This window comes from Micromonospora sp. RL09-050-HVF-A (assembly GCF_019374995.1).
GTDB lineage: Bacteria > Actinomycetota > Actinomycetes > Mycobacteriales > Micromonosporaceae > Micromonospora > Micromonospora antibiotica.
Genome location: NZ_JAGKQP010000002.1, coordinates 69,272 through 96,182, shown reverse-complemented (window position 1 = coordinate 96,182; position 26,911 = coordinate 69,272). Strand labels below are relative to the sequence as shown.

16 protein-coding genes and 3 pseudogenes are annotated in these 26,911 nt (G+C 70.9%); 6 read left to right on the top strand and 13 right to left on the bottom strand.

From position 1 onward, the window contains the following. The 10 genes and pseudogenes from J7462_RS00665 to J7462_RS00620 all read right to left on the bottom strand — a co-directional run bounded on the left by J7462_RS00665 (position 1) and on the right by J7462_RS00620 (position 16,892). Positions 1-1,020 (bottom strand): 3-oxoacyl-[acyl-carrier-protein] synthase III C-terminal domain-containing protein, encoded by a 1,020-nt coding sequence (locus J7462_RS00665; RefSeq protein ID WP_219460234.1) that lies wholly within the window; start codon positions 1,018-1,020, stop codon positions 1-3. 17 nt (positions 1,021-1,037) lie between these two features. After that, a complete protein-coding gene (locus J7462_RS00660; protein ID WP_219460231.1) occupies positions 1,038-6,974 on the bottom strand; it encodes an SDR family oxidoreductase in 5,937 nt (1,978 codons plus the stop codon). Then, entirely contained in the window at positions 6,971-8,473 is a 1,503-nt protein-coding gene (locus J7462_RS00655) for an acyltransferase domain-containing protein (protein ID WP_219460228.1), read from the bottom strand. The genes J7462_RS00660 and J7462_RS00655 overlap by 4 nt, the downstream gene beginning before the upstream one ends. Positions 8,474-8,605: 132 nt before the next feature. Beyond that, positions 8,606-8,842 carry a DUF5988 family protein gene (locus tag J7462_RS00650; protein ID WP_219460225.1) on the bottom strand — a complete coding sequence of 79 codons (237 nt, stop codon included), beginning with the start codon at positions 8,840-8,842 and terminating at the stop codon, positions 8,606-8,608. A 74-nt stretch (positions 8,843-8,916) separates the two neighbouring features. Continuing rightward, positions 8,917-11,787 carry a helix-turn-helix transcriptional regulator gene (locus J7462_RS00645; protein WP_219460222.1) on the bottom strand — a complete coding sequence of 957 codons (2,871 nt, stop codon included), beginning with the start codon at positions 11,785-11,787 and terminating at the stop codon, positions 8,917-8,919. Positions 11,788-13,424: 1,637 nt separating this feature from the next. After that, entirely contained in the window at positions 13,425-13,733 is a 309-nt protein-coding gene (locus J7462_RS00640) for a hypothetical protein (RefSeq protein WP_219460218.1), read from the bottom strand. Between the two features lie 12 nt (positions 13,734-13,745). Next, positions 13,746-13,903, bottom strand: a pseudogene (locus J7462_RS33525) (SDR family NAD(P)-dependent oxidoreductase); the annotation flags it as partial. A gap of 230 nt (positions 13,904-14,133) precedes the next feature. Continuing rightward, positions 14,134-15,636 (bottom strand): RCC1 domain-containing protein, encoded by a 1,503-nt coding sequence (locus J7462_RS00630; RefSeq protein WP_219460215.1) that lies wholly within the window; start codon positions 15,634-15,636, stop codon positions 14,134-14,136. A gap of 362 nt (positions 15,637-15,998) precedes the next feature. Further along, positions 15,999-16,267 (bottom strand): annotated as a pseudogene (locus tag J7462_RS00625) (transposase family protein); the annotation flags it as partial. Between the two features lie 49 nt (positions 16,268-16,316). After that, on the bottom strand, positions 16,317-16,892 hold the full coding sequence (locus tag J7462_RS00620) for a hypothetical protein (RefSeq protein ID WP_219460212.1): 576 nt from the start codon (positions 16,890-16,892) through the stop codon (positions 16,317-16,319). Positions 16,893-17,251: 359 nt separating this feature from the next. Between J7462_RS00620 and J7462_RS00615 the strand changes: the two genes are divergently transcribed. Both J7462_RS00615 and J7462_RS00610 read left to right on the top strand, forming a co-directional pair. After that, complete coding sequence (locus tag J7462_RS00615; RefSeq protein WP_219460204.1) at positions 17,252-17,941, top strand: TetR/AcrR family transcriptional regulator; 690 nt, start codon at positions 17,252-17,254, stop codon at positions 17,939-17,941. Further along, complete coding sequence (locus J7462_RS00610; protein WP_308290673.1) at positions 17,938-18,852, top strand: alpha/beta hydrolase; 915 nt, start codon at positions 17,938-17,940, stop codon at positions 18,850-18,852. Before J7462_RS00615 ends, J7462_RS00610 begins: the two co-directional genes overlap by 4 nt. A gap of 762 nt (positions 18,853-19,614) precedes the next feature. Here J7462_RS00610 and J7462_RS00605 read toward each other — a convergent pair. After that, a pseudogene (locus tag J7462_RS00605) lies at positions 19,615-20,169 on the bottom strand (AAA family ATPase); the annotation flags it as partial. A 547-nt stretch (positions 20,170-20,716) separates the two neighbouring features. Here J7462_RS00605 and J7462_RS33110 point away from each other — a divergent pair. Then, positions 20,717-22,132, top strand: a complete 1,416-nt coding sequence (locus J7462_RS33110; RefSeq protein ID WP_219460198.1) for a transposase — start codon at positions 20,717-20,719, stop codon at positions 22,130-22,132. 115 nt (positions 22,133-22,247) lie between these two features. Here J7462_RS33110 and J7462_RS00595 read toward each other — a convergent pair whose 3' ends face one another. Beyond that, positions 22,248-23,171 (bottom strand): AEC family transporter, encoded by a 924-nt coding sequence (locus J7462_RS00595; protein ID WP_219460194.1) that lies wholly within the window; start codon positions 23,169-23,171, stop codon positions 22,248-22,250. An 860-nt stretch (positions 23,172-24,031) separates the two neighbouring features. Here J7462_RS00595 and J7462_RS00590 point away from each other — a divergent pair. The 3 genes from J7462_RS00590 (at position 24,032) to J7462_RS00580 (ending at position 25,228) form a co-directional block, all read left to right on the top strand. Continuing rightward, on the top strand, positions 24,032-24,331 hold the full coding sequence (locus tag J7462_RS00590; protein ID WP_219460192.1) for a tetratricopeptide repeat protein: 300 nt from the start codon (positions 24,032-24,034) through the stop codon (positions 24,329-24,331). 2 nt (positions 24,332-24,333) lie between these two features. After that, a complete protein-coding gene (locus J7462_RS00585) occupies positions 24,334-24,564 on the top strand; it encodes a hypothetical protein (protein ID WP_219460189.1) in 231 nt (76 codons plus the stop codon). A 106-nt stretch (positions 24,565-24,670) separates the two neighbouring features. Next, positions 24,671-25,228: a dihydrofolate reductase family protein gene (locus J7462_RS00580; protein WP_219460185.1), complete on the top strand. Its 558-nt coding sequence runs from the start codon at positions 24,671-24,673 to the stop codon at positions 25,226-25,228. A gap of 151 nt (positions 25,229-25,379) precedes the next feature. Here the strand turns inward: J7462_RS00580 and J7462_RS00575 are convergent, their stop codons facing one another. Next, positions 25,380-26,897 (bottom strand): phospholipase D-like domain-containing protein, encoded by a 1,518-nt coding sequence (locus J7462_RS00575; RefSeq protein WP_219460181.1) that lies wholly within the window; start codon positions 26,895-26,897, stop codon positions 25,380-25,382. Positions 26,898-26,911 lie beyond the last annotated feature (14 nt).

Here is a 26,911-nt window from a genome sequence, read left to right as displayed (position 1 = left end):
TTACCTCGTTCTCCGGTCCGACGTCGTCGCACCGGGCGGTGGGCGGGTGATCTCGAGCAGCGCGGTGGTCCAGCGGAAGCCGAGGCCGAAGCTCACGACGAGGACGTGGTCCCCGACCCGCAGCGCGCCGGTGCGGAACATCCGGTCCAGGGCGAGCAGCACGTCGCAGGGGCCGGCGTGGCCGAGGTGGCGGCCGAAGGTCCAGCTGCTGTCGGTGGCGCGGCGGTGCAGCGGGGGTCCGGAGAGCACCAGGTCGAGCACGGCTGACCCGATCGCGATGGCCACCACGTGCGAGATGTCGGCTGCGGCCAGGCCGGTCTCGTCGAGGACGGTGTCGACACAGTGGCGGGTGCGGCGTTGCAGCGCCCCGATGTGCGGCAGGAGTCCGGTCTGTTCGGCGAGGAACCGTCGGCCGTCGCCGGCGGCGGTGCCCCGCTCACCGGCGCGGGTCAGCACCTCCAGCTCCGGTTCGGTGGCCTGCGCGGTGGCCAGCAGCCGGGCGAAGCCGGTGCCCCGGGTGAGTACCGCGGCGGCGCCGGCGTCACCGGCGACGTAGCCGATGTCGCGGACGTGGCCCCACCGCTGGTGGGGGAAGCGGGCTCCGGCGGTGACCAGGGCCGCCGGGGCGGTGGGTTGGGCGGTGAGGTGTTCGGCGGCGGTCACCAGGGCGGCCGCGCCGCCGTCACTGGCCGCGCCGACCTCGATGCCGGTGGTACGGGTGGCTCCGAGGACCCGCAGCAGGTACGGCGCGGGCGTGTAGTGGTCCTCGTCCTGGAAGGTGGCGTGGGCCAGCAGGCTCACATCGGCGCTGGGGACCTCGGCGTGGCGCAGGGCCAGCAGGGCGGCCCGGGCCGCCATCTGGGTGGCGGTCTCCCCGGTGGAGACTGCCGCCGAGGTGAACCCGTTGGCCGAGGCCAACGACGATGGACCGGCCCGGGTGGCGTCCCACGGGTCGTGTTCGGGTCGGATCGGGGGTATCCAGGAACCGGTTCCGGCGATCGTGATGTCGTGCCACAACACCGCTGTCTCCTCGACTGTCAGGGAAGGGCCGGCTGGGGGATGTCGGCGTGCGGCCGGATCAACCTCCCGCTGTGGTCGGTGGCGTGCGCGCTGACCCCGGTGATCCGGGCCAGGACGTGGCCGTCCGTGGTCGACGCGGTCAACGCGCCGTCGGCGAACCGGCAGTGCAGCCGGATCGTCGGGTGCGCGGCGCTGAGCTGGCAGTCGTTGCCCGGTCCGCCGAGGTCCACCGCCTCGATGCCGGCCATCGGGCCGACCAGTGGTGGCCGGTCGCCGGGTGGCGGCAGGAGCAGCAGGTGCACCATCGCGTCCAGCAGGATCGCCGGTACGGTCATCCCGGCCAGGGCCGGGTTCCACGCCTCATGGTCCAGGCGGAACGTGGCGCTCGTGCCGTCCGGTCCACGGGCGTACTCGCCGGTTCCGGCGAACGGGCCGCTGAGGGTGATCGGCAGGTCGGCGGAGTAGACCGGCATGGTGAAGTCCGGTTCGGGGCGGTGTGTCACCTGGTCGGTCGGCGCGGGCAGTGTGGGGTGCCGGTCGGCCAGCATGACGGTCGTCTCGCAGAGCAGGTCGTTGAAGCGCAGGATCTTGCCGTTGCGGCCGACCCGGTTGGTGGTGATGCGGACTGCCACCACGGCCCGGTCCGGGGACCGGTCGGTGAGTTGGGCCTCCACGGTGATGGTGCGGGGTGGTCCGGCGGACCTGACCGTCACCGACGTCCGGCAGACCAGGTCCCGGAATCCGGTGACGACGAGGTCGGGGCAGAGGTGTCCGGCGGCGCCGGCGGCGGCCTCGAGGGCGAAGGTGCCGGGGAGGACGTACTCCCCGTTGACCCGGTGGTGGCGCATCCACCGGCCGTCCTGTTCGGCGAGGGTGTGTGGTTCCCAGGTTTTGGTGAACACCGCCCAGCGGCGGCCGCGCAGCAGTACGCCGTCGAGCAGCGGCGTGGCCAGGGAGGGGTCCGGTGGGGTCGGTGGTGGTGCGTCGGGTACGGGCAGTGGCAGCCGGCCGCTGGTGGTGTCGGTGCTGATTCCCCGCTGCCCCAGCAGTACGCGTTCCTCCTGCCGGAGGTAGAAGACCGCCGCCCCGCTGCCGGGCCGGGTCACCGCATCGAGGAACTGGGCGGCGCCCTGCCGGCTGCTGATGTAGGCGTCCATCCGGTTGCGGCGCAGGGTTTCCTGCATGGCGGTGCTGCTGGCGACGCCGACCTCCCGCCAGCCGCTCCAGAGGATGGCGAGTTCGCGGTGTCCCTCGGGTGCGTGTCGGTCGGCCCAGGCGCTCGCGTACGCCAGGTATTCGTTGACGGCGCAGTAGTCGACGTCTCCGGGGGCGGGGGCGAGGGTGGCCAGGGTGCTGAAGTTGCACCAGGTCCGGGGCGGCCGGCCGGCCAGGGCGCGTTTGAGGTTGCGGTAGCCGGTGGCTTTGGTGGCCCGTACCGCCCGGAAGTCGGCAAGGGTCTTCGCGTGCAGTGCCCGGGAGCGCAGGTCGAGGACGGTGTTGACGAGCAGGTCGATGCGTCCGTGCCGGTCGATGACTTCGTCGAGGACGGCTTGGGTGCGGTCCGCGTCGAGGACGTCGCACACCCGGTGGTGGACCCGGTCCGGGCCGCAGAGTTCGGCGAGCCGGTTCACGGTGCGGCGTACCTCCAGGCGGGCCTGGGCGCGTTCGTAGCTGGTCTTGAGTTCCCGCACCGACGCGTCGGGGTGTTCCCGGCGTCCGGCGGCGATGAACTCGGCCTGGGGTGGCAGTTCGTCGTCGGTCTCGGGTAGCGGGGTGCGGCCGACGAGGTACAGGTGGGGTCGGTCGGTGGTGCGGGCCACGGCGTCGAGGAGTTCGGGGGTGATGCCGCGGGCGCCACCGAAGGCGACCACGATCGCTCCGGGTGGCAGGGCGGGTTCTGCCGTGTGGTGTGGTCGGGTCTCGTCGTCGCCGACGGCCAGTTCGGACCAGGTCTGCCCGTGGCAGGCCAGGGTGTGCGTCGGCACCCGGGCGGTCGCCGCCCGGGCCAGCTGTGCCAGCGCGGTCGGGGCTTGCGACGCGTCGGTGATCAGGGTGTTCCCGCTGCACTGCGGGACCTCGGCCCGTACCGAGCGGACGAGTCCGCTGAACAGACCGGCGAGCGGGTGGGTCGTTCCCTGCGGCAGGGCGGCGAGCAGCAACGCGGCGAGCGACCCGCCGGCGCGCAGCGCGGGCAGTGCGGCCTGGATGGTGGTGAACGCCAGGTCCTGGAGGTCCTCCGACCGGGCGGCCTGGGTGTCGTCGGCGCCGTCGTCGGGGGTTTCGAGCCGGGTGAGGATCCGGATGTGGCGTGGGACGAACGGCAGGTCGGCCAGCGCGTCGGCGGCGGCGTCGGGTGGTACGTGGGTGGCGGCGTCGACTCCTGGCTGCGGTGACCAGACGGCGATGTCCGGTCCGGTGACCGCGGCGGCGAGGTCTGCGGCGTCGGTGAGCACGATGCTCCCGGCGGGGATCGCCGGCCCGTCCGGGTCGGGTGGGGTCAGGGGGCGTAGGTGGAGGGTCTGCCGGCGGCCGATCGGCTGTTCGGCCGGTTCCGGGACGGGCCTGCTCGGGTCCGGGTCGGGACCGGCCGGCCTGGTGAACCGGATCGTGGGTGATCCGGGGGCGGCCGGGGACACGACGGTGTCGGTGCCGGTGACGACGGCCCGGAGCACCGCCAGCAGGGCGTCGAGGGCCAGGTAGGTGCGGTCGGTGCCGGCCGGTGCGGGCAGGGTGTGCGCCGGGTCGTCGGCGGTGCCCCCGGGTGCGGTGCCGAGGGTGCCCAGGATGGGCAGGCCGTGTTCCCGGGCGGTGGAGCGGCGGGCGACGGCGACGACGGCGGCGCCCTCGGCGACCGACCGGCCTGCCGGTACGAGGGTGTCCAGGTGCCGGTCCCATCCGCTGATCGGTCGCAGGCTGACCGCGCCGACGAGGGCCAGGTCGCAGGCCCGGTGGCGGAGTTGACGCAGGGCCAGGTCGAGGGCGCTGTGGGCGGAGTCGCGGTGGGCGTAGACGCTGGTGCCGAAGCCCCGCAGGTCGTAGTAGTTGGCGGCCCGGCCGGACAGGATGCAGGAGACGGCGCCGGTGAAGTCGTCCTCGTTGAGCTCGTCGGGTATGACGTCGCCGGCGTCGGCGAGTGCCTTGGCGAGGTACTCCCGCAGGGTCTGGGCCTGCCCGGGGTCGGGTAGCAGGTCGAACGTCGAGGCGCACTCCTGTGCGTGCACCCGTAGGGCGGCGCGGGCGTTGTGCGTGGTCGGCAGGCTCGCCCCCACCAGGATCGCGGTGGTGGGTCGCAGTGTGGTTCCCGGTTCGCCGAGGTCGGCCAGGAGCGGCCCGAGGGCTTGGAGCATCATCAGGTGGGCGGGGTCCATGTGCCGCATCGTCCGGGGTGGGATCCGCACGTCGAGGGGGGACGGCAGCGGGTACGGGCTGCCGAAGCTGAGCTGCGGGGCCGGGCCGTCGCCGGCGAGCCAGCCGGGCACCCGGTCGCGGTCCAGGCCGGGCAGGTGGGTGCTCCAGCCCACCACGACCAGGTCCTCGGTGTCCGGGGTGCGGTCGGGCACCGACGGTCGGGGCGCGGGTCGGGTCGACGGCACCCGGTCGGCGAGCACCACGTGGGCGTCGGCTCCCCCGAGGCCGAACGAGGACACCCCGACCATCCGGGGGCGGGCCTCGTCGACGGGCCAGGGCGCATCGGTGACGGGCACCGTCAGGCGGGTGCCGTCGCCCAGCAGCGGGTGGGGATCGGTGACCACGGTGTGGCCGGGAATCGTGCGGTGGGCGAGGGCGACCAGTGCGTGCGCCACCGACACCAGCCCGGCCAGGACACCGGTGTGGCCGAAGACCTGTTTGTTCGACGTCAACAGGCACGGTCGGTCCCGCTCGCCGAGTCGTGACAGCAGGGAGCGTAGTTCCACCTCGTCGCCGACGGGGGTGCCGGTGCCGTGGGCCACCACCCAGTCCACGTCGGAGGCGTCGACGCGGGCGTCGGCCCAGGCCCGACCGATCGCGAGTTCCTGTCCCCGGGCGGCCGGGGCGTGGATGCCCTTGCCGCGGCCGTCGGCGGCCAGTCCGGTGCCGAGGACGACGCCGTGGATGTGGTCGCCGTCGGCCACCGCGCGGGCGTACGGTTTCAGCGCGAGCATGACGGCGCCCTCACCGATCAGGGTCCCGTCGGCCGCCTGGTCGAAGGGGCGGATCCGGCCGCTGACGGTGATTCCCTGGGCCCGGCAGAACAGCGTGAAGCCGATCGGTTCGATCACCGACGTGCCGCCGACCAGCGCCACGTCACAGCTTCCCTCGCGGAGGGCCTTGACGGCGGCGTCGAGACAGAACAGGCCGGTGGCGCAGGCCGCGTCGAGGGTCAGGTGTTGGGCGTCGTCCGGGATCAGGCCGCGTAGCGCGTTGCGGGAGACTGAGGCGGGCAGGTAGGCCAGCGGGTTGCCGCCGTCGCCGCCGTAGTGGGCGCTGATGGCGTGGTCGGCGAGTTCGGCCAGCCAGTCGTCGCCGCCGCTGCTCTGGATGGCGTCGCGGATCAGGCGTTGGTACTCGTCGCCGAGGACGACGCCCTGGGTGCCGAGCCCGGTCTGGTCGTGGATGCCGGTGGTCGCCGCCAGCCACCGGTCGCCGGACCGGCGGTGTACTCCGGCCAGGGCCTGGACGGTGCAGTGTCGGAGCCATCGGGTGGTGCGTGGCCAGCCGGGGTGTTCCAGGAACCCGTCGGGTTCGGTGATCGAGGCGGGGTCGGGGACGAAGCCCTGCACGTAGCCGGCTTCCCGGATGTAGAAGCTGTCGGTCTCCGCCGCGCTGGCCGACCAGAAGTGCCGCAGGTCGAACGCGGACGGTTCGCTGGCCAGCAGGGCGCCCTCCCGGAGCCGGTCGTAGAGGTCGGCGGGGTTGTTGGTGCCGGGCAGGACCACCCCGAGGCCGACCACCGCGATGGCGTCCGGGTCGTGCCCGCCGGGGCCGGGGCCGACCTCCGGTCGGCGCGGCTGCGGGTCGCGCACCGGACGTGGTGTCGCGGCCGGGGCCGGTTCGGGCACGGCGGCGGCCTCGGGTACGGCGGCGGCCTCGGTGGTCGCGGGGTGCGTCTCGGGTGCCGTGGCTGCTGCGGTGGGGCGGACCGGTGGGGTGCGGGTGGGCACACCGACCTGCGCGGCGAGTTTGCTGTGCAGTCGCAGGCTCTGCATGCCGCCGATGCTGATGCCGCCGTCGGCGACGAGGGTCTGCCCGGTGATGAATCCGGTGTCCGGGTGCAGGAGGTGGACGAGCAGCCGGGCCGCTTCGGGGGTAGAGATGGTGCGGCGCATCAGGTCGCTGGTGCGCGGCGAGTCTCCGAGCGCGGCGGCCGGGTCGTCGAGGTTGACGACGATCTCGCTGGCCACGGAGCCCAGCAGCACGGTGTTGACCCGGATGTCCTGGTCGGCCAGTTCCAGTGCCAGGTACCGGACCATGGATTCCAGGGCGGCCTTGGTGACGCCGCCGGGGCCGTACCCGGGGACCGGCTGGTGGGCGCCGACGCTGGACAGGCAGAGGATGCCTGCTCCCGGGCGGCCCACCATCAGCTCGGCCGCCCGGCGGGAGCAGTGGTAGGCGCCCATGACGTTGGTGGACCAGGCCCGCTGCCAGTACGTGTCGTCGACGTCGAACAGGGGCAGGAACGCCCCGCCGGCCGCGTTGTTGACGAGGAAGTCGAGGCCGCCGTGCCGCTGCCGGACCAGGTCGAACATCTTGTCGATCTCGGTGCGTTTGGCCACCGAGGCCCGGATGAACTCCGCGCTGAGGCCGGCCTGCGCCAGCTCGGCGCGCAGCAGTTCGGCCTGCTCGACGGAGTGGAAGTAGTTGACGATGACGTGTGCGCCGCAGGTGGCCAGTCGACGGACGATGTCCGCGCCGAGGCTCTTGGCCGCGCCGGTCACCAACGCGATCCGACCGTGCAGGCTTGGTGTGTCGGTCATCGGGCGGTCGCCTCCCCCCGGGCCTGGACGACGGCCTGCGCGATCCGCCCCAGGGTGCCGACGGTCAGCAGGGAGGTGTTGGCCCGCAGGTCCGGCAGGCCGTACCGGTCGGCGACCCGGCCGAGGAGGGCGACCTGCTTGAGTGACTCCACGCCCAGGTCGGATTCCAGGCCGTCGTCGTCGCCGAGCAGCTCCGGCGGATAGCCCAGGTAGTCGCCGTACAGGGCCCGGATCTCGTTCAGCACCACCGCGTACCGCCCCTCGGTGTCCGATGTGGAGACTGAGGGGGCCACCGTGGCTGGGGAGGCCGGTGCGACCGGTGACTGCGGGGTCGGCGGTGCCAGGACGGACGGGATAGGGGGTGCGGCCGGGGCGCTTGGGGCCGCCGGGACGACCGGCACTGCCGCGACCGCTGGGGCGGGTGCGGTCGCCACGGGTGGCGGCACCACGACGGGGGGAGCCGGTCGCGGCGGCGTCGGTGGCGCGGACGTGACGGGTGGAGGGGCCGCCAGGACAGGCGGCGACGCTGGCGTCCGTGCCTGCGGTGACATCGTCTCGGTTCGGCCGGCGACCAGCGCCCGGACCGCCGCGACCGGGTCGTGTTCGCTCAGCGGCACCACCGAATGGATGCCCGGGACCGACGCCTCGACGAACCGGGTGACGACCGGCCACTCCCCGCATTCGATGAACGTGTCCGCGCCGGCGGCGTGCAGGGCACGCACCGTGTGCAACATCCTCACCTGGGCGGTGAGCGCGCCGGCGACCAGCTCGACCGGGTCCTCGTCGCCGATGTCCCGGCCCAGCCACGGTGAGGACACCCGCCACCGTCCACCGCCGTAGGACACCCGGGGGGCGGTGGCCAGCAGGTCCCGGGCGGCCTGCGCGACCGCCGGGGTGTGGGTGGGATGCGGAACGTCGAGGCGGACACTCGGCCAGCCGAGCGCCTCGGCCACCCGCTCCGCCTCGTCGATCTGCCGCCGCGGACCGCTGAGGACACTCTGCCGGGGTGTGTTCTCGCAGGCCAGCACCAGGTGTGGGTGGCCGATCAGCCCGGCGAGTGACTCCGCGCGGCGGCCGTCCACCCCGACGGCGAGCATCATGCCCGGCCACGCCTGCCGGGTCAGTGCCCGGGACCTGGCCACCGCCAGGCGCGCGGCGTCGCCGACCGACACGTGTCCGGCGGCGGCCAGGGCCCAGAGTTCCCCGATGCTCTGTCCGACGATCGCCACCGGTTCGACGCCCTCGGCGAGGAGCAGGTGGTACGTGGCGAGGCTGACCGCGAAGATCTCCAGGTACTGCACCTCGGGGCTGTAGGGGCGTTCGCCGGCCACGTCCTCGATCAGGCGGGTGCTGATGTCGGGCAACCCCAGTTCCCGGGCCGCCTTGTCGATGCGGGTCAGTGCCTCCCGTACCGTCTCGTAGCGGCTGTGCAGGTCACGCAGGATGCCCGTACGGGGAGCAGCCACTGTGCCGGGCATGACGAAGACAGAATCCACCATGTGCGTCACCCTCGTTTCCGTCCCGGTGAACGGGCTCTGGCGCGCCGTGACGGCGCAGGGACAATCGACGACGTGCGACCTGCGGGTCCGGTGTGCCCTGCCGTCACCCCCGGCCGGGCAGGTTCCGGCCGGCTATTCCGCGATCCGCGACCGGTACGCCCAGCGGAAGACGAGCGGCTCACCGTCGCCGTCGTCGGGGCGTTCGAAGTGCTCGTAGCCACCGTTGTGCGGGACTTTCACCTTCGGTGCGTCCGGCGAGACCCGTTGGGTGCGAAGCTCGGGCGGGAGGCTCGCCGGGCCGCCTTCGAGTGCGATCAGGACGGTGGTGCAGGGGTTTGTGGTGTCGTCCGGCTGGGGGGACACGGTCATGCGGATAGCTTCCCCGGGGAGGACGAACGAGACATGCGTCAGCTGACCCACAAAACCGGCCCGGGTTCGTCGAGTCATCCGTCATCGGGACCCGCGTTGCGGAGCACCTCCTGGGCGATCTGGTTACGGCTGCGCAGCCCGAGCTTGTGCAGGGCGCGGGAGATGTGCGTCTGGACCGTCCGGCGGGTCAGGAGCATCGCGGCGGCGATCTCGGGCGTCGAACGGCCCTCGGCGACGAGCACGGCGACGCGTCGTTCCGTGGCGGTGAGCGCCGCCCAGCCCGAGACCGGCCGGGCTGCGCGGGGGCCGCTGACCCCTCGGCGTACGCCCCTGCCCCGCAGCCGCGCCTCGGTGCGTCGGACGTCCCAGGTCGCGCCCACCCGGGTGTACAGGTCGATCGCCTCGGTGGCGGCCGCCCGGCACTCGTCGGTCGCACCGTGGCCGGCCAGCACCACCGCGAGGTCCTCAAGGGTCGCCGCCAGCTCGGTGCGGGGGCCGGCCGACCGGTAGTGCTGCACGGCCGTACGCAGCGGCTCGGGGTTCTCGGTGGCGAGGCCCACGCAGCGCTGACGCATGGTCGCGGCCCGCCCCGGCACTGGCTCGGCCTCGGTCCAGACCCGCGTCAGTTCGAGGGCAGCGGTCACGGTCGAGGAGTCCGTGCAGGCCGCCGCCATCCGGATGAGGTCGGCGAACCACGGGTGGTGGGGGCCCGTGCCGGAGTCGGGGCGGTGTTGCAGCATCGTGGCGAGCAGGGCGGCGCCCCGTTCCGGTTCGCCCTGCTGTTCGGCGTGTACGGCCCGGGCGGCGAGGAGGAAACCCTCGCTGTCCTCGTCGGTGCTGCGGTCGGCCGACACGTGCGTGGCGGGGTGCAGGTGCGCCTCGGCGAGCGCGCGGTCGTCACGGCGGACGGCGATCAGCGCGGTGACGCCCCGCCGCAGTAGCGCAGGTCCACCCCGGTGCAGACCCGGATAGAAGGGCCCGCAGGGATCGTCCGCGACCGGGGTCAGCGCCGTCAACGCCTCGTCCCAGCGGCCGAGCCAGTAGTGCAGCATCGCCTCGGTGACGCCGATGGACCCGGCGGCGACGTCGTGTGCCCGGCGGCGGATCTCATGGGACAGCCGCAGCACCCTGTCGGCTTCCCTCCACCGGGCCATGTTCTGCAGGCTCACCACCCGGCAGTGCAGGGCGAACATTTCCAGTTCCGGGTGGTCGGGGTGACCGACGAGGGCGGTGAGTGCCTGTTCGGCGTGCCGCAGTGCGGCCGGGTGGTCACGCCGGTCGGAGCGGGTGAGGGACAGCACGACGCTGGCGCCCGCGATCGCACAGTCGTCGCCGGAGCGGCGACCGGCGTCGAGGGCCTCACCGGCCAGTGCCTCGGCTTCGTCCGACCCGCCGGTGCCGGCCCGGCTGATCAGGGCCAGGGTGCCCAGGAGGCGTCCGCGCCACGGTTCGGGTATCGCCTGTCGGGTGAGCACCTGCCGCAGGATCAGCTCGGCCTCGTCGGTCTTCCCGCTGTTGGTGAGCGCGCGGATCAGCAGCCAGTGCAGCTCGCCGTGCGCGTCCAGCCCGGTCGACGACGCGAGGGCCTCGCGGGCCCGGTCGGCGGCCTCCTCCCACCGGCCCAGCATCTGTAGTGAGCGGGCCAGCGCGACGCTCAGCGAAGGCTGGTGCGGGTCCTTTGCCGGAAGCTGTCCGAGCTGTGCGCGCAGCAGCCGGACCGTGAGTCCCGGGTCGGTGTCCGCCAACGCGGGGACGGACCTGTGGAGCCAGTCGGGCACCCACCGGTTCTCGACGCCGCCCGCCGCCACCAGTTGGTGTGCCACGGTGAGCGGCTCGGCGGCTGCGGCGGCCAACTCCCGGGCCAGGTCGAGGTGCAGCGCCCGACGCAACGGCAGCGCGACGGCGTCGTACAGGGCTTGGCGGATCAGCGGATGGCAGAAGGTCATTCGTTCCCCGGAGCCGGCGAGGATCCGGGCCGCGACCGCCCGCTGCAGCACGTCGGCGAGGACCCGCACCGGCCGGCCCAGCACGACACTCAGGTCGGTGACGGTGAACTCGGTGCCGAGTAGTGCGGCGGTCCGCAACACGTCCCCGGCGTCCGGCACCAGACCGAGCCGGCTGGTCAACGCGGCGGTGAGGGCGGGAGGTATCCGGTCGTCGTCGTCACGTAGGTCCGCGTGTCCCGCCACGACTTGGACCAGGTCCTCCCGCACCAGGACGTCGGCCAACTCACGCAGGTAGAGCGGATTACCCACCGCCGCGCCCGACCACCGGCTGAGGGTCGGGCCGGGTGGCGCTCCGAGCAGCCCGGTCAGTAGCTGCGAGACCTCCGCTTCGTCCAGCGGCATGAGGCTCAGCAGGTGTTCGTGGCCCCGGAGGGTGTTGGCCGGGGTACGGGTCGGACGGGACGGGTCCTGATGGTGCGCGGCGATCAGGAGTAGGGGCAGGTGTTCGACGCTGGCGGCAAGGCGTCGCCAGACCACGGTCGACGCCTCGTCCATCCAGTGCGCGTCGTCGACGATGAGGACGGTGGGGCCCGTCGCACACAGGTCGTCGACGAGGGAGGCCAGCATCTCGGCCACGGCAGCCAGGGCCGACCCGTTGGCGGGGAAGGCTGGCGGTTGGCCGACCAGGGTCTGGGTGATCTCCGCCCGGGACGGGTCGTCCGGCCGCTGGCGGACTCCGAGGCAGGCGAGCAGGACGCTCAGTGGTGACTGCTGGGAAAGTTGGTCGGCGACGGCGTGGAACACCTGGTAGCCGCGGTCGGCTGCGGCCCGGGCGGTGATGGTGAGCAGTGAGGTCTTGCCGATGCCCGGCTCACCCACCAGCCGGAGCGCCGCGCCGGTTCCCCGCGCCAGCCGGGTCAGCGCTGTCTGCGTGAGGTTCCGCTCACGCGCTCGCCCGACCCATACCTCGGACCCGGACTCCGGGCCTATTCTCAGCATTCCCATCGAAGGTGAATTGCCGCCGGGAATCTCCCCGACGACGGATATCCTTTTCCCGGCCGAGCCGACTACCGTCACACCGTGTCGACCGGGAAATCAACTCTATGGTGGCCGCCGCACCGGGCCCGCAATACGCTGGCAGGCGGCCTTGATCGACCTCCACCAGATCAACGAAATGCCTGAGATCATTCGTTCCGACACCCTACGATGAGCCATCCTGATAGGAATTAGTCGAAAAATCAAGGGAAGCTCGTCGAGTCCGCAGGGAGTCGCCTCCCGGCGAACCAACAGGGCAGTTGCCGGATCACACAATACGTTTCGGTCAGGTTAATTTGTGATGGTCGGCCGACGCCGGGTCGGCGCACGGGCGGTGCCGTACCACCGAGCAGCCCTACGCCGCACCCGGAGGACGCGAGACGGGCGAGGTGAATTCACATCGTCATCGCGAGGAATTCCCGAATTCCCACCCGCCTTCACGTCGATTCCGGCGAGGTCACCGAATCAGCACACCAATCGCCACTTCGAAAAGGGGCTTGCTCTCCCAAGGTCGAGTTCGATGCTACAACGCTGCCCGTCGAATCCGATAGCCCTGAGTGAATCTTCACCCACCTTCGGTAACGGCCACCGACCACTCCCCCGTCCCTCGCCGTGAACGTGTGGAACGAACGCAGGCGGCGGGCCCCGTCCGCATCGTCTGACCGGGCAGGACAGCGGACCGGGCCAGGGCGGACGGATGAAGACCCAGCCGCCCTCCTTCCTCCGCAGCCGGCAGGGTTCGAGGGTGCCGCGATGATCGTTGTGGCGGTCAACCTGCCCCACACCGCCGTTCCCCTTGCGCCGGACCCGGCGGCGTACGGCGCGCACTGTGTCACCGAGACACTCCGGGATGCTGGTGCGTCGGCAGCCCCGCGCCTGCCTCGGCCGACTGCTGCCGCAGTCGCCGCCTACGGCGTGGGCGAGTTGGTCGAGCGCTCCCGCGCCGGGACGCGGTGTTGCGCAGGCCAGCGCGGCGTAGTGGCTGCACCTCAGCGTCCACCCGCTCCGACAGCTGACGGCGGGGGTGTCGGCCGACCTTTGCCTGCGGGGGCGATCGCGAGGTCGGTAACCTGGTCGTCCGTGATGCCGAACTCGAACGAAAAGGACAGTGGCCCGCCGGGGAAGTCGCCGTCCCCGGAGGCCACCAGCCGGTCGTCCGCGAACGAGGTCGGTGTGAGCACGATCTTGGGGTGATCAGGTGTCCCTGGATCCACTCGCGGATCTCGGTCCCGCCGGTCCAGGTTTTCCCGTCATCGCGCACGGTGGTCCCGTCGCTGAAGACCGCGGCCAGCGCGTTCGCGTCGTGCGCGTTGGTGGCTGCGATGAAGTTCTCGACCACGTTGGGCAGCGTGATGTCATTCATTTCCACTCTCCGGTTTCTCGGTGCCAGGACGCGAGGGCGTGCTGGTGTGTCCCTGCGGTACCTCAGCGGCACGATGCGGGCCGCGCAGCACGGGACTGGCTTGAGGCGCCGACCAGGGTCAGGTCGGCACAGACATGCGGGGCATTTCATCGGGTCGGCTGTGTAGGTGACTCGATCCCTCCTCCTGGTCGCGGCATGGCAGCCCTCGCGGGTCTCCGGCACCGCTGTGGCGACAGGCTCAGAAGTCCGCACTGCGTGAGAGCTTTTCGTTCGCGCGCAGCTCCGCGAGTGCGTTCTCATGCATCGCGACTACGGCGTCGTAGCCGGAGTTGCCGAGCACGATCCGGTGCGGTGGAACGGGTGCGTTCATCGCGCTGATCACTGCCTGCACGCCACGAACGGGGTCACCTGCCTGCTTGCCGTGAGCGTCCACGAACGCCGCCTTGACGGCCTCGACCATCGGCACGTAGGCGTCGACGGTCTCGTTCTGGAAGTAGGAGAAGGCACTGGTGCGGAAGGCTGCCGGCGCTACGGCGAGCACGCGCACCCCGAACGGCTCGACTTCCTCGCGCAGTGTCGCGGTGAGTCCTTCGATCGCGAACTTCGCCGCCGCGTAGTAGCCGAACCCAGTGCGCCGACGAGGCCGGCCACCGACGACATGTTCACGATCCAGCCGTCGCCGCGTGCCCGCATGCCGGGGAGGACCGCGCGGATCACCTCGACGACGGCGAACAGGTTGAGGTCGAACGTGCGGCGGATGGTCTCGTCGGGGCCCCCTCGATCGAGCCGTACCAGCCACGGCCCGCGCTGTTGACGAGCACGTCGATTCCGCCGAACCGTTCCTCTGCTCCATCAAAGCGGGGGGAACTCAACCAGCGTCACCAACATCGCCGCCACCACCCGACATCACGCCCGAGACGGCATCCGCCCGCTGGCACTACCCGGCATCACCTGACGACAGCCGGGCCCTGGGGTGCCAGGACCTGCACCGGAACGGGACGGTCACTAGTAGTGCCGTCGCCCAGCTGGCCGTGGTTGTTCAAGCCCCAGTCGACGACGGTGTAGTTCGGCTGTAGCGCGAGATTGTGATCGATGCCGGCGGCGATCGCCCGAATCAAGTACAGAAATCGACCGCAGGGCGCGACTTCCCCCACCGCACACACCCGCACCGGCGTCAGACGATTCACGCGAGTGCCGTCGCCGAGCTGTCCATAGCCGTTGTAGCCCCACGCCAGAACGCCACCGCTACTCAGCTGCGCCATACTGTGAAAACCGTTGGCGGCGATGTGCCGCACCCCGTACAGGAACCGGTCACAGGGTGCGACCTGCCCCTGCGCGCACACCCGCACCGGAACGAGCCGGTGGTTATCGCGTGTGCCGTCACCGACCTGACCCTCGACGTTGTAGCCCCAGGAAACGACACTGCCGCTGCCCAGCAACGCCATGCTGTGGAAAGCGCCAGCCGCCACGGCGCTCACCCCGTTCAGGAACCGGTCGCAGGGGGCGGTCTCCCCCACCGCGCACACCCGCACCGGAATGGTACGGAAATTGTCGCTGGTGCCATCGCCGACTTCACCGGCGCCGTTGAAGCCCCAGGCGACGGCGTGGCCGGTCCCCACGACGGCCAGACTGTGCCCTTCACCTACCGCGATGGACCTGGCCCCGGTCAGGAACCGGCCGCAGGGGGCGGACTCCCCCACCGCGCACACCCGCACCGGAACCGGACTCCCGGCGTACCCGCCGTCACCGAGCTGACCGAAGGCGTTGAAACCCCAGGCGACGACAGCACCGTTGCCCAGCAGAGCGAGGTTGTGGTCTGAGTCGCCGCTGGCGATGGCCCTGACCCCGCTGAGAAACTGGCTACACGGTGCGACCTCCCCCACCGCACACACCCGCACCGGAACCGAACGACTCGTGAAGGTGCCGTCACCAAGCTGACCTGTCACGTTCTGCCCCCAGGCGACGACCGTGCGGTCCCGGAGCAGGGCCACGCTGTGCACGAACCCGGCGGCGATGGCGATCACACCGGTGAGGAACCGGGTGCAGGGGGCGGCCTGACCGACGGCGCACACCCGCACCGGAGTGACACTCGGGTCGAGGTTGCCGTCACCCAGCTGACCTTCACTGTTTCGGCCCCAGGCGAGGACGGTGCCGTCCGAGCGCAGGGCAAGACTGTGTCCGTAACCGGCGGCGATGGCGGTCACTGCGCCGAGTTCGGCCGGAGCCTGCTGGGCCACCAGTCGCTGGGCCACCAGTCGCTGGGCCACCAGTCGCTGGGCCACCGCAGGCGCGGCGGTTCGACCGACCGGCTTCCCGTTCGCCCCACCGACCGAGGCGTCACCGACCACCACGACCAGAGTCAGCACCGCCAGCACGCTGGTGACGGCAGCGCGTCGGGCACTGCCGATCATCACGGCGGACATGTCTTCGGGAAAACAGAATTTACCCATCTCCCTCTCCTGACCGAGACAAATTCAATTCCTGGCCACCTGACTGCCCGGACCTTGGCGGCGGATCAGGCGCACAGCTGCACGGGCCCCGAATCCGGCAGGCCGCACAGGCAAGACCAGAACGGGGATAGGGGTGAGGGGCGGCAGGGATAACACGAGAATTTGAGTAGATATCACCTCCCTGGCAGGCGGCTCAGGCAACAGGGATTCGTGAACCAGAATATAGACCCGTACAACGTGGAGATAAATAGCCGAGTCGAATGAGTTAGATGCTCGCGAACGGTCGCGTGTCCTTCTCGCGTCGAACCACCGCGCGCCCGACCCCGGCCGCTCGACGTCGAATGCCGGCGCAGATCTTCACCCGTGTCGATGACTCGGCGCGCGGCGGGATGCGACACTACGAACAACGGCCCGACCTGCCGCATCGCCAGGTTCCTACGCCAGTAGACGGCCACCAGCAGCACCCGGCCGGGCAGATCGAGGGCCACTGCCGGCCCGGCCGACCGTCAGCGATCCCGTCCCCGTCACGCTCGGCGACGAGACGGATCAGCTTGCGGAACTGGTCGGGGGCCAGCCCAGCGAACGGGATGATCCCCTCCTGGCGGACCGGCCGAGTGCGGAGTGCGCCCACACCGCCAGGTCCAGGGGCCAAACGGTACGGTGGCACCGCTGACCCTGTGTCAGGGGCGGGCCGGGGCTGGGGTGGCGTGTTCGGTTCGGCAGCGGGGGCAGCGCAGTCGCGTTCCGGCAGCCGTGCGGGGCACCCGCAGTCGCTGACCGCAATCGCAGGTCAACACCGGGGCTGACGCCCGCAGGTATTCGTTTCGCTCACGGCGCGGCCACCGGGCGTGGCAGCGGGCGCACCACTTCGGTGGGTAGCTGTTGTAGTGGGCAAGACCGAACGCGCCTGCGATCATCAGGGTGGCAGGGACCAGAAGACCGAGCGGCGCGAGCAGGGCGGGCACGATCCCGCCGGCCCCGTCCGTTACCAATGCGGCGACGACCGTGAACACGGCCAGCGGCACACCGAGCAGGGTGAACCCGAAGCCCAACGCGAAGGCCAGCACCGACGGCAGGAACACCCACATGCCGCCGGTGGCCCATCGGCGGACGCCGTACCCGCCGCAGCGAGGGCAGTTGGGCGACGCACGGTGCGGCACGGCGTGCAGGACCTTCGGCGAAAGCCACTCGACGAGCCGCTTGAGGATCTCCTCGACCAGTTTGGTCGCAAGGGCCTGGAGAAACGAGTTGAGCATGGCAACCGCCTTCCTCGTTGCACGGGTCTGCCCGCGCTCAGGTCCGGGGCTGCCACCTGCCGTGTCAGCCAACACCCAGCGTGACCGAGCGGTGCCACCCTCCGCCCCGGCGCGCCGCTGCCGCGGCTTCGTGCCTCCGATCAAGGGCTTCGTCTCGCTCTCAGCGTCCGCCCTGGATTGCTGGGTGGTGAAACGGCCGTCGTCTACCCGACAGACGTCACCTCCCAGCACGGATGCCGGGAGACAGGCCGCCCGGCCACACCCTCTGATGCGGTGAGCTGCACGATCAGCGCTTCCGGGCGAGGTACCGGCGGGGGTGTCGGTCGACGGTCCCCACATCCTGGTATACGATACGACACGTGGCGTATCGGAATGAGGAGTCGTCAGGGGCCCGCGGCCGACCGCGCGATGCCGAGCTTGAGCGTCGGATCACCGCGGCCGTACTCGAGGTACTCGCTGAGCACAGGTACGAGGACCTGTCCTTCGAGGCGGTAGCTCGACGCTGCCAGACGTCGAAGGCCAGTCTGTACCGGCGATGGGGATCCAAGCGGGACATGGTCATCGCCGCAGTGAAGGCAGGGCCCGCCCAGCACTCGACGTCCCCGCTACCGCAGGGGGCAACCCTGCGCGAGGACCTCCTGAGCCTGGTGCGGCGGCTGGAACGCACGATGGCTGCCGCCGACATCGGCACCGCATTGATGCTGCTTCAAGCGGGGCTGAAAGACCCTGAGCTGTGCGACGCCATCGAGAGTTCCGCGGGTCCCACGGGGGCCAGGTTGCCGCAGGCGGTCATCGACGCCGCGGTTGCTCGTGGCGAGCTGCCCACCGGTGCGAGCCCGTTCGCCTTCGACGAGGTCGTCGGGTCGGTGCTGCTGCTCCGTCACGCGAACGGCCTTGCGGTCGACGACGCCTACCTGTCCGCGCTCCTGGACACCGTGATCATCCCTGCGCTCGTCGCCTCCTCCACCAGCGCCACCACGTTGCCTGCCGGCCTCTTCTCCGGCCATCCCGAAACCCGCGCCACCAACCGACCCCAGGAGGATTCGTGACCACACCATTCGTGATCGACAACGTCACCTACCGCACGATCACCGGCGACACCGGCGTGGACCTCAACGTCGCCGTCGGCGGCCAGGGGCCGGCCGTCGTGCTGCTCCACGGCTTCCCGCAGACCCACTACATGTGGCGCCACGTCGCCGGGAAACTCGCGACCGACCACACCGTCATCATCCCCGACCTTCGCGGTTACGGAGCCAGCGGCAAGCCCGCCGCCGACGACCCGGGCACCTACTCCAAGCGCACGATGGGCAACGACGTCATCGCCATCACCCGTCAGCTCGGCTTTGACCACTTCGGGCTCATCGGCCATGACCGCGGTGCGCTCGTCGCCGTCCGCACCGGGCTCGACCACCCCGAAGCAGTGCGCTACCTCGGTATCCTCGACGTCCTGCCAACCCTGGACACCTGGGCCGTCCTGCACGGTGTCAATGCCAAGGTCGCCTGGCACCTCTACCTCATGGCCCAGCCAGCCGGCCTGCCCGAGAAGATGATCGCCGCCGTCGGTCCCGAGTTCTTCGGCTCCTTCCTCGACGCCTGGGACCCCACCGGCACCACCTTCACCCGCGAAGAGCGCGACTACTACGTCGACAGCTCCGTCGCCGCGATCGACTCGATCGTGGCCGACTACCGCGCGACGGCCAGCATCGACCTCGACATGGACATCGCCGACCGTGAACGCGGCGCGCAACTCACGATGCCCGTCGGTGTCATCTCCCAGGACTGGGGCTCCCAGCTCGGCTTCGACGCCTCCGCGCTCTGGCGCGCATGGGCCCCGGACCTTACCTACCGGGCCACCGGCAGCGGGCATTTCATGGCCGAGGAGAACCCCGACGAGATCGTCGCGTTCATCACCGCGCTGGCCACCCGCGCTCCTGCCGCCCGCCATCGCACCGAAGAATGAGCCATGTTCATCGTGGGCGACGGCCGTCCCCGGCGGCGGGGAGGACGATGACGGTCTGCGCGGTCGGGGTGGCGCACCCCGTGGCACGTGCGCTGACCGGCAGGGCCGCTGGTCGGCGACCCGGTCGATCGTGATCGGCATGCGGTCGAGGACCGCGTAGGCCAACCGTGCGGCCCGGCGCATGGTGGCGGTGAGGTCGTCGGCGCAGGCGGCGAACGCGTCGACGGCCTGGAGCAGGTAGCGCCACCCGGTAGTCACCGAGACTGCGAAGCCGACCGCGAGGCGGTGGGGATGTCGCCGTCGCGCAGGTGCTCAGGACCATCAGTACGCGCTGCCGCCCCGGTAGCTAGCGCCGGCGGCCGCCGAATGTGCGACGTCGATCGCGGATGAGCTCGATCAGGCAGGTCAGGCTGCACGTGGACAGCGGAATGCTCGCAGGAACAGTCAGCACCGAAGCCCCCGTGCCCGGCAGCGCGTCTTGGCCAACCGCTGCCCTACCGGGGTTCCGTCCTGCCTGAAGCAATGACGCGCCGCTGAGCACCTGCTCGGGAACCCTTGAGCTCGATGACAACCGCTCAAGATGCCCAACCCCGGGCAACGGCTGTGGGCACCGGCGAGAGAGGTCCGACCGCTTCCGGGACGACTCGTGGCTGTCGCTGATGATCCCTAGGCTGGTCCGCCGCGCTGACGGTCACCGGGTGGGACAGGCGCGGCTGATGGTGAAAACCCTGGCCAGGGCCTTCCTGCCCCGCCTTCGGTCGTCCCCGGACCTGGACCCGCCGCTGGTGGTTCGAGGACGTCAAGGACCGCCTTCAGCCGGTTGTCGAGCGGTCCACCCAACTCCAGGACAGGAGTGTCGTTCCAGGCATCGAGGGGGTCGTCGTAGACGAGTTCCCGAAGCGCGTCGTTCATTCGCGAGCGGAGGCCGGGCAGCTCCGCAGCGGGCAGAACCCGCTCGCTCTCCAGCGTGATCACCGCGATGACCAGTAGATCGAGCGTCGCGAACGCGGAACGCACCGCGGAGGCGTCAGCCTCCTCCACCGGGTCCGCTCCGGTCGCGGCCAGGTAGGCGAGATAGTCGAGCGGTGTACGGTCGAACACGATCTTGGAAGGTGACAGCGACCGCATGCTCCGCACCGAGCAGGCCAGCATCGCCCGGTAGTCCTCCCGCGACGGCGGGAAATCGAACTCGTACCCCTGCTCTTCCAGGAGGTAGTACGGCTCGTCGCGCATGACATGTCCCGGCAGACACGCACACAACGCTTCGACAAGGGTGGTCTTTCCGATTCCGTGCGTCCCCGAGATCGCGACCCTCATTGCCCCATCCTTCACGATCCCGCTGACCCAGGCGTAGTCGGTGCCGCCCAGCCCGTTCGAGCGGAGCACAAACGTCTACCCATCGACCTCAGGCATGCGGGACGCGGCGTCGGCCGAAACTTCGGGCGCGGGGCGCAGGCCGGGCACGGCCCCGGGATCCGCCTTTCGGTCGCCACCGCCGTCGTCAGGGTAGATCGCCTTCACGCCACCATCATCGCGTGCCCATCCGCTCGGCGTACGCATCCGGCCTCAGTTCCTCGCGATGACCGCCGCGATCTGACACAACCGGGCCACGGCCAGCCCGTGACCAGGTCTGGATCGCCTACGACCACTGGCCCGACTTCGGACCTACTCGTCTCGACAGATCTGTCCAGCTGGCCTTCGGCGGTGGGTACCGTGTCTCGACGTCGCCGCGCCCGCACCGACCGTGGCCGCGCTGCCCGCAGGGGCAACCCGGACTGCCCGCAGGACCGGCCGGCGACCGGGGAACGGGCCGGTAGATCCGGCGCACGCTGGTGCGGACCCGCCCACCGACCGGGAGACAGGCGTGCATCCGCATCAGGACGTCCAGCCGGCACCATGGCAACACACGTTCGCCACGACCTTCGCCTGGATCGCCGAGCACCAGCCGGCGTTCTTCCAGCGCCTCACCTGGGCCGACACCCAGCAGAACAGCACCTGCCTGGCGATGTTCCATGCCTGGGCCGACGAGCAGGCCGCCCACACCGGCGTCGACCAGCTGCGCCGTAGCCTGGCCACGATCACGCTGCTCCAGCAGCACGCCAGTGGGCAGCTGGACCGGGACCAGCTCATCGTCGCGCTGGTGGACACCGTCCGGCCGCCGTGGGTCGACCACCCCCTGGCGGTGGCGTTCGGGGAGGTCGATCCGACGCTCGTCGCGGAGGTCGCCCAGATCGACGACATGTTCGCGCTGGTCGCCCGGTTGGCGCAGGTGTTCGAGGTGGACACCGGGTTCACGTTCGCCCTCTGGTCGGTGGCCGCCGAGGCCCTCGCCGGCGAGATCGCCGGGGCGTACCTGCCGTACTTCGCCGCAACCTGCGACGAGCACCTGCGGCAGTGGTACCTGACCGCCACCGTCGCGCAACCGGACCTGCCCGGTCAGCCCGGGGACCCGGCACCTGACGGCGGCGACCAGCCGGCGACCCGGTGGCTGGACTACCTGGACCCCGACCAGTTCCCGCAGGTGCTGGCGGACTGCCCGGACCTCGCCGCCGACATGGCCGACTACAACACGCAGGCGTACGCGTTCAGCCTGGCCGGGCCGTACCAGGAGGAGTACCGGTCATCGGTGCACGACGCCATCGCCCGCGTCCTGGCCTGGTACGCCCACCGTCAACCGGTGATCCTGGGTCGCCTCCAGGCGTTCGGCGGGCCGCAGGGGCAGCCCGACGATCCGGCGACCGCCCACCTGCTGGCCCTCGCCCCGCAGTGGGAGCAGCTCCGCCAGGCCTGCGGGCTCCTCACCGCCGCCCTCGAACCCGGCTTCACCGGATATCCGCCGGCCCAGCCGTTGCCGGTCCGGGAACAGATCGCGGCGGCGGCGCGGGCCCGGCTGTCGGCCAGGGAGAGCCGGCAGGGTGGTGCGGGACCGCCGGAACCGGTCGAGACGCCGAGAGCCGTCGAGACGCCGAGAGCCGTCGAGGCGCCGCGACCACCGTCCCGCCGGCCCGAGCGGGTCGAGCAGCACGGGCCGTCGACTCTGGCCGGCATCACCGACGAGCAGTGGCGGCAGGTCGCGGCGATCCTGCCGGGCGGCGACTCGCATCGGGGCCGGCTGCACGACCGCCGGCTGATCGTGGAAGCGATCTACCACCGCAGACGCACCGGGTGCACCTGGGCGAACATGCCCGCGCACTATCCACCCGGCCCGACCGTCGCCAACTACCAGTCGACCTGGGAGCGCGACGGCACCATGCGCCTGATCGAGGCGATCCTGGGCTAGGCTCCCCCGGCCAGATTCTCCGGACCAGCTCGCCGGGCGATGATCGGCAGGTCTGGCCGCCAGCGCCACGGTCGGTATCGCTCAGCATCGTTACCGGACGTCTCCGCCGACGGACCTACCTGAGCAGGGCCGCTGCCGCGGCCAGGGTGGCCAGCGACAGTGTCGTGGTCAGCAGCACCGCGCGGCTGGTCACCGCCTCGCCGACGTCGTACTCCTGGCCGAAGATGAACGTGTTCTGCGCTGTCGGCAGGCCCGCGCACACCACCACGGCGAGCAGCTGCGGCGCGGGCAGGTGCAGGGCCAGCCCTGCCGCGTACGCGACGGCCGGCTGCGCGACGAGCTTCAGCGCGGTGATCACGGCCAGCTCGGCCGGCGCGGCCCGATCGCTGCGCGACGGCGTCGTGTGGTGCAGCGACGCGCCGAGCGCGACCAGGGCGGCCGGAGCTGCGGCGCCCGACAGCAGGGTGAGTGTCGCGTCGGCCGCCGACGGCAGCCGCAGGCCGGCAGCCGAGCAGGCGACACCGAGCAGCGACGCCAGGATCACCGGGTTACGTACCGGCAGGGAGGCGATCCGCCGGACCCGTATCTGCCCGGCGGGGTCGCGGTGCCGGTCCAGGGCGACCAGGATCACGGGTGCCACCACCAGTACCTGTAGCAGCACCACCTGCGCCAGGAACGCCACGTCGCCGAGTACCTGGGTGGCGATGGGAATGCCGAGGTTCGCCGAGTTGACGTACCCGGCGGCCATACCCCAGATCGGCCGCTCGCCGGGCTCGCGACCGAACAGCCGGCTCGCACCGAACCACCCGAACCCGACCACCACAGCGGTGCTCGCCGCGAAGGCGAGCAGCGGGCGGCCGGCGAACCCGGACAGCGGCATCCGGGACAGTGCCAGGAACAGTGCGGCCGGCATCGCCAGCTGGAACACGAACCGGCCGAGTACCGCCGCCCCCGCCTCGCCCAACAGACCCCACCGACAGGCCGCATAGCCGACCACGGTGAGAATCCAGATCGGCACGAACGCCGACACCAGGCTCATCCGGGTGTCACCGGCGGGCGGACGTCGCGCTGATCCAGTGACCGGCGAGTGTTCGGGGCGGACGAGCCGAGAAGCCCGATCTCCGCTCGGGCGTGGGTGTCATCGACCTGCCGCAGGGTGGACTCGGTCCCCTGGCCCTCCACCACGCTGTCACGGTCGTCAGAGACATCGACGCATCCACGGCCCGGGAAGTCGCCGGGCAGCCCGAAGCCACCCACGTGCACGTCGATCGGGAGACCATGCCTTCAGCGTCGCATCCCGTCCGGACCGGGCAAACATCCACTCATCCGCAGCTCCACGGGGCGAGCTCATCACCTACGTGTACGCCTGCCGGACAACGCCCGCTACGCGTGTCGCCGAACCCGATCGTTCCCGCCTCGGTGTCGTGGCCAAGGTCAAAACGTATTCGACGCCCCAATGACGGTGGCCGTTCCTACCGCAGGCCGACCCTCGTGCATGGTGATGGTCATGCCCGGCTGCAGGTGTCTCCAGAGGGGCGGGGACAGCGGGCCAAGGCGGACCGACCCGGTGGCGCCTGGTGGCAGCGTCGCTGCCGGCTCCACCCAGAGGCGTGCCACGAGCAGATCGGGATCGCCCGCGGCCGTGCGCCTGCCGACATCCCACAGCGGTCGGAGGATGCCCTTGCCCGGGATCGGCGTACGCCGGCCGCCGTCGGCGGGCCGCGCTCGGACACCTCCTGGAGTCCCTCGGCGTTCCCGCCACCAGCATCCCGACCGACCTCGACCGCCGAGCCGCCAGGTACCGGGCCGAGACCGCAGGCCGCAGGCTGCTCATCCTTCTCGACAACGCTCCCCGCCTATCGCCGCGTCGGCGACCGATACGGCGAAGCGTCCACGCTGGTGAACCTCGGCAACGCCAACACCCGCCCGGGCCACTTCGACGAGGCGTACGACCAGTTGCTCCGCGCCGCCGCTCTGTTCCGCGAGACTGGCGCCGTAGTCGGAGCGGCCGCGGCCCTGACGAACCTCGGCGACGTGTGCACCAGCCTCCGGCGGCACGACGAGGCAGCCGGGCATTTGTCGGCGGCACGTGACATCTTCCGGTCGGCCGGCCACGTCTACGGCGAAGCAGTCGCGCTGACGAACCTGGGCCGGTGCACGGCACTCGCGGCGACCACGCGCGGGCGATCGGTGACCTGACCGTGGCGATCCGCATTCTGCATTCGATCGGGCACCGTTACGGGGAGGCGAGCGCACTCAACATCCTGGGTGACGTCCTGACGGCCGCGGGGCGTACCACCGAGGCGGTAGCCCGGTACGCCGTTGCGTTGTCGATCGCCACCGCGACCGGTGACCACGACGAGCAGGAAAACGCGCATGAGGGCATTGCCCGGGCCCGACGGAAGGCGGTACCCGCCTTCGCGGATGTGTGATTCACGGGCTCCGGCAACGCACGACTATGTGCATCGTCCTTCAGTGCTGTTCTCGGCTGCATGTCGCGCCCGAACTGCGACACCGGGGGCGTTAGACTCGCCGGCCATGGGACTGCTCACCTTTGGCCTCAACATCACCCTGGACGGTTGCGCCGACCATCAGGAGGGGGTCGTCGACGACGAGACGCACGCCTTCTTCACCCGGCTCATGGACGAGGCCGGGGCGATGCTGTGGGGTCGGGTCACCTACGAGATGATGGAGAGCGCCTGGCCGGCCGTCGCCCGCGGTGACCAGGAGGCGCCGCCGGCGATGCAGGAGTGGGCGGCCAAGTTGGAGGCCAAAGCCAAGTACGTGGTGTCGTCGACGCGCACGGACTTCCCGTGGACCAACAGCCACCACATCGTCGGCGATCTGCGCGAGGGCGTGCAGAAGCTCAAGGACGCGACCCCGGACGGGGTCCTCCTCGGCAGTGGCAACCTCGCGACCGAGCTGGACCGGCTGGACCTGATCGACGAGTACAGGATGCTCCTGCACCCCCGGATCGCCGGTCACGGCCCGAGGCTGTACCAGGGCGGGCTGCCCAGCACACGCCGACTCGAACTGCTCTCGGCGAAGCCGATGCGCAATGGTGTAGTGGCCCTGCATTACCGCCGCGCCGGCTGATCGCCGGAGTCCGCCTGCAACCGAGCACCGGTGGAGCATCCACCAATGCACCCCGGCTCGCCCCGTGGAGCGACGTACCCCTGCAGGACGGCCTGAACTGCGAACTGGCAATGACGAAGTTGGTAAGTCGGTTGGGCAAGACGTCAACCGTTCAGGGCGTTCGCACCCTGAACGGGGAGGCGCAGAGGCCTCGACGAGGGCTGGGTCCCGCAGCCCGGGCCGGGCGGGCGGCAGTCAGCCACAACTCCAACTGCTCCGCCGAGGAGCGCGTACTACCCGGCAGCAGATCGAGCTGATAGCCGCCGGGTTCCCGCGAGGGCGTCAGGATCAGCTGATCACGACCGCTGTACAGAAGGATCTCCGCGCTGTCCGGCTGCTGCTCGAACAGCACCGGCCCGTCGCCGGCAGCCAACACCGCCAACCCCGGACCGCGCTGCACCTCGACCACCGACGGCCGCCACTTAGTGTTGAGCGCCTCGGCGTAGATCGACTCCGCGAGTCGACCGAGGGTCGGATCGCGGACGAACTCCAGGTCTGCCTCGGCGATCACGTGGCGGAAGTAGCGGTCCGCGTCGGCCAACGCCGCCGTGCCGTCTAGCCGCATGCCCACCTCTGCCCCACCGAGCAGGCCATAGTCGGTGAGGAAGTTCGCCGAGAACAGAGCACCGTCGCGGCCGTCGGCGATCACCGCTTTGGCGTGCGTGAGCCGGTCGGCATGGATCTCAACGCCAGCGGCGGCGAAGGCGGTGGCCTCCGCACGCGCCGCGCGGATGTGGTTTCGACCGCGCATCAGCAACCGGACCCGCACCCCGCGCTCGACTGCCCGACGAATCGGCTCGAACAGGATCTCCGGTCGTGCCGTCATCCGCAGCAGCGGGTACGTCATGTTCGCCACGCTGAAGGTGGCCAGCAGCAAGTCGCTGCGGGCGTTGTCGACGGTCTCCCGGATCGCTTGGAGGATCGCGAACTGCTTGCCGTACGTCCAGATAGGGCCGTTGCCAGCTGGCTCAGCGATCGTGCCGTGCCGGTCCACCGCCCGGGACTGGACCAGGTAGTGATCCCGGTCGGGGGGCATCTCCCATGGGCTCTCCGCCCACAACCGAGCGAAGAGTCGGGCCAGGTATCCGGCGTGGGCGGGGTCGGTGACGACCACGCCGTTTTCGCCCACAACGTCGAAGGACCGGGTCACCAGATTGGCGCTGGAGACCAGCGCGACACGGTCGTCAACCACGACGAACTTCGCGTGCACACCGGGCCGGCCGCGCACGTAGATGCCTTGGCGGGTCAGTTCCTTGAAGTTCCGGTACTCGGTCTGGTCGTCGATCGACATACCGTCGTCGACCTCGTTGATCGCCTTGTCCAGGCCCTTGTCGTCGAGGGCGGACAGCACGTACACGCCGCCTCGCAGCCTTGTCGCGGCGCGAACCAGCGCCTCGCGGACCGCGCGGTCGCCGAGGAACAGGGTGCCAACGAAGATCTTCTCGCGAGCGCCGTCGAGCATCGACAGCAGCTCTCCGCGGATCGTCGAACCCCCACCTTGGTACGTCCAGCAGTGGCGGTACGGCTCCGCCGGGTCGGCAACTGCGCCGTCGAACGGGGTCCGTCGCGGCGCGGACGATCGGTGGACGAAGAAACCACCGGTCACCACCCGGTCTGCGAGCGTGACCACCTGCCGGTCGGTAG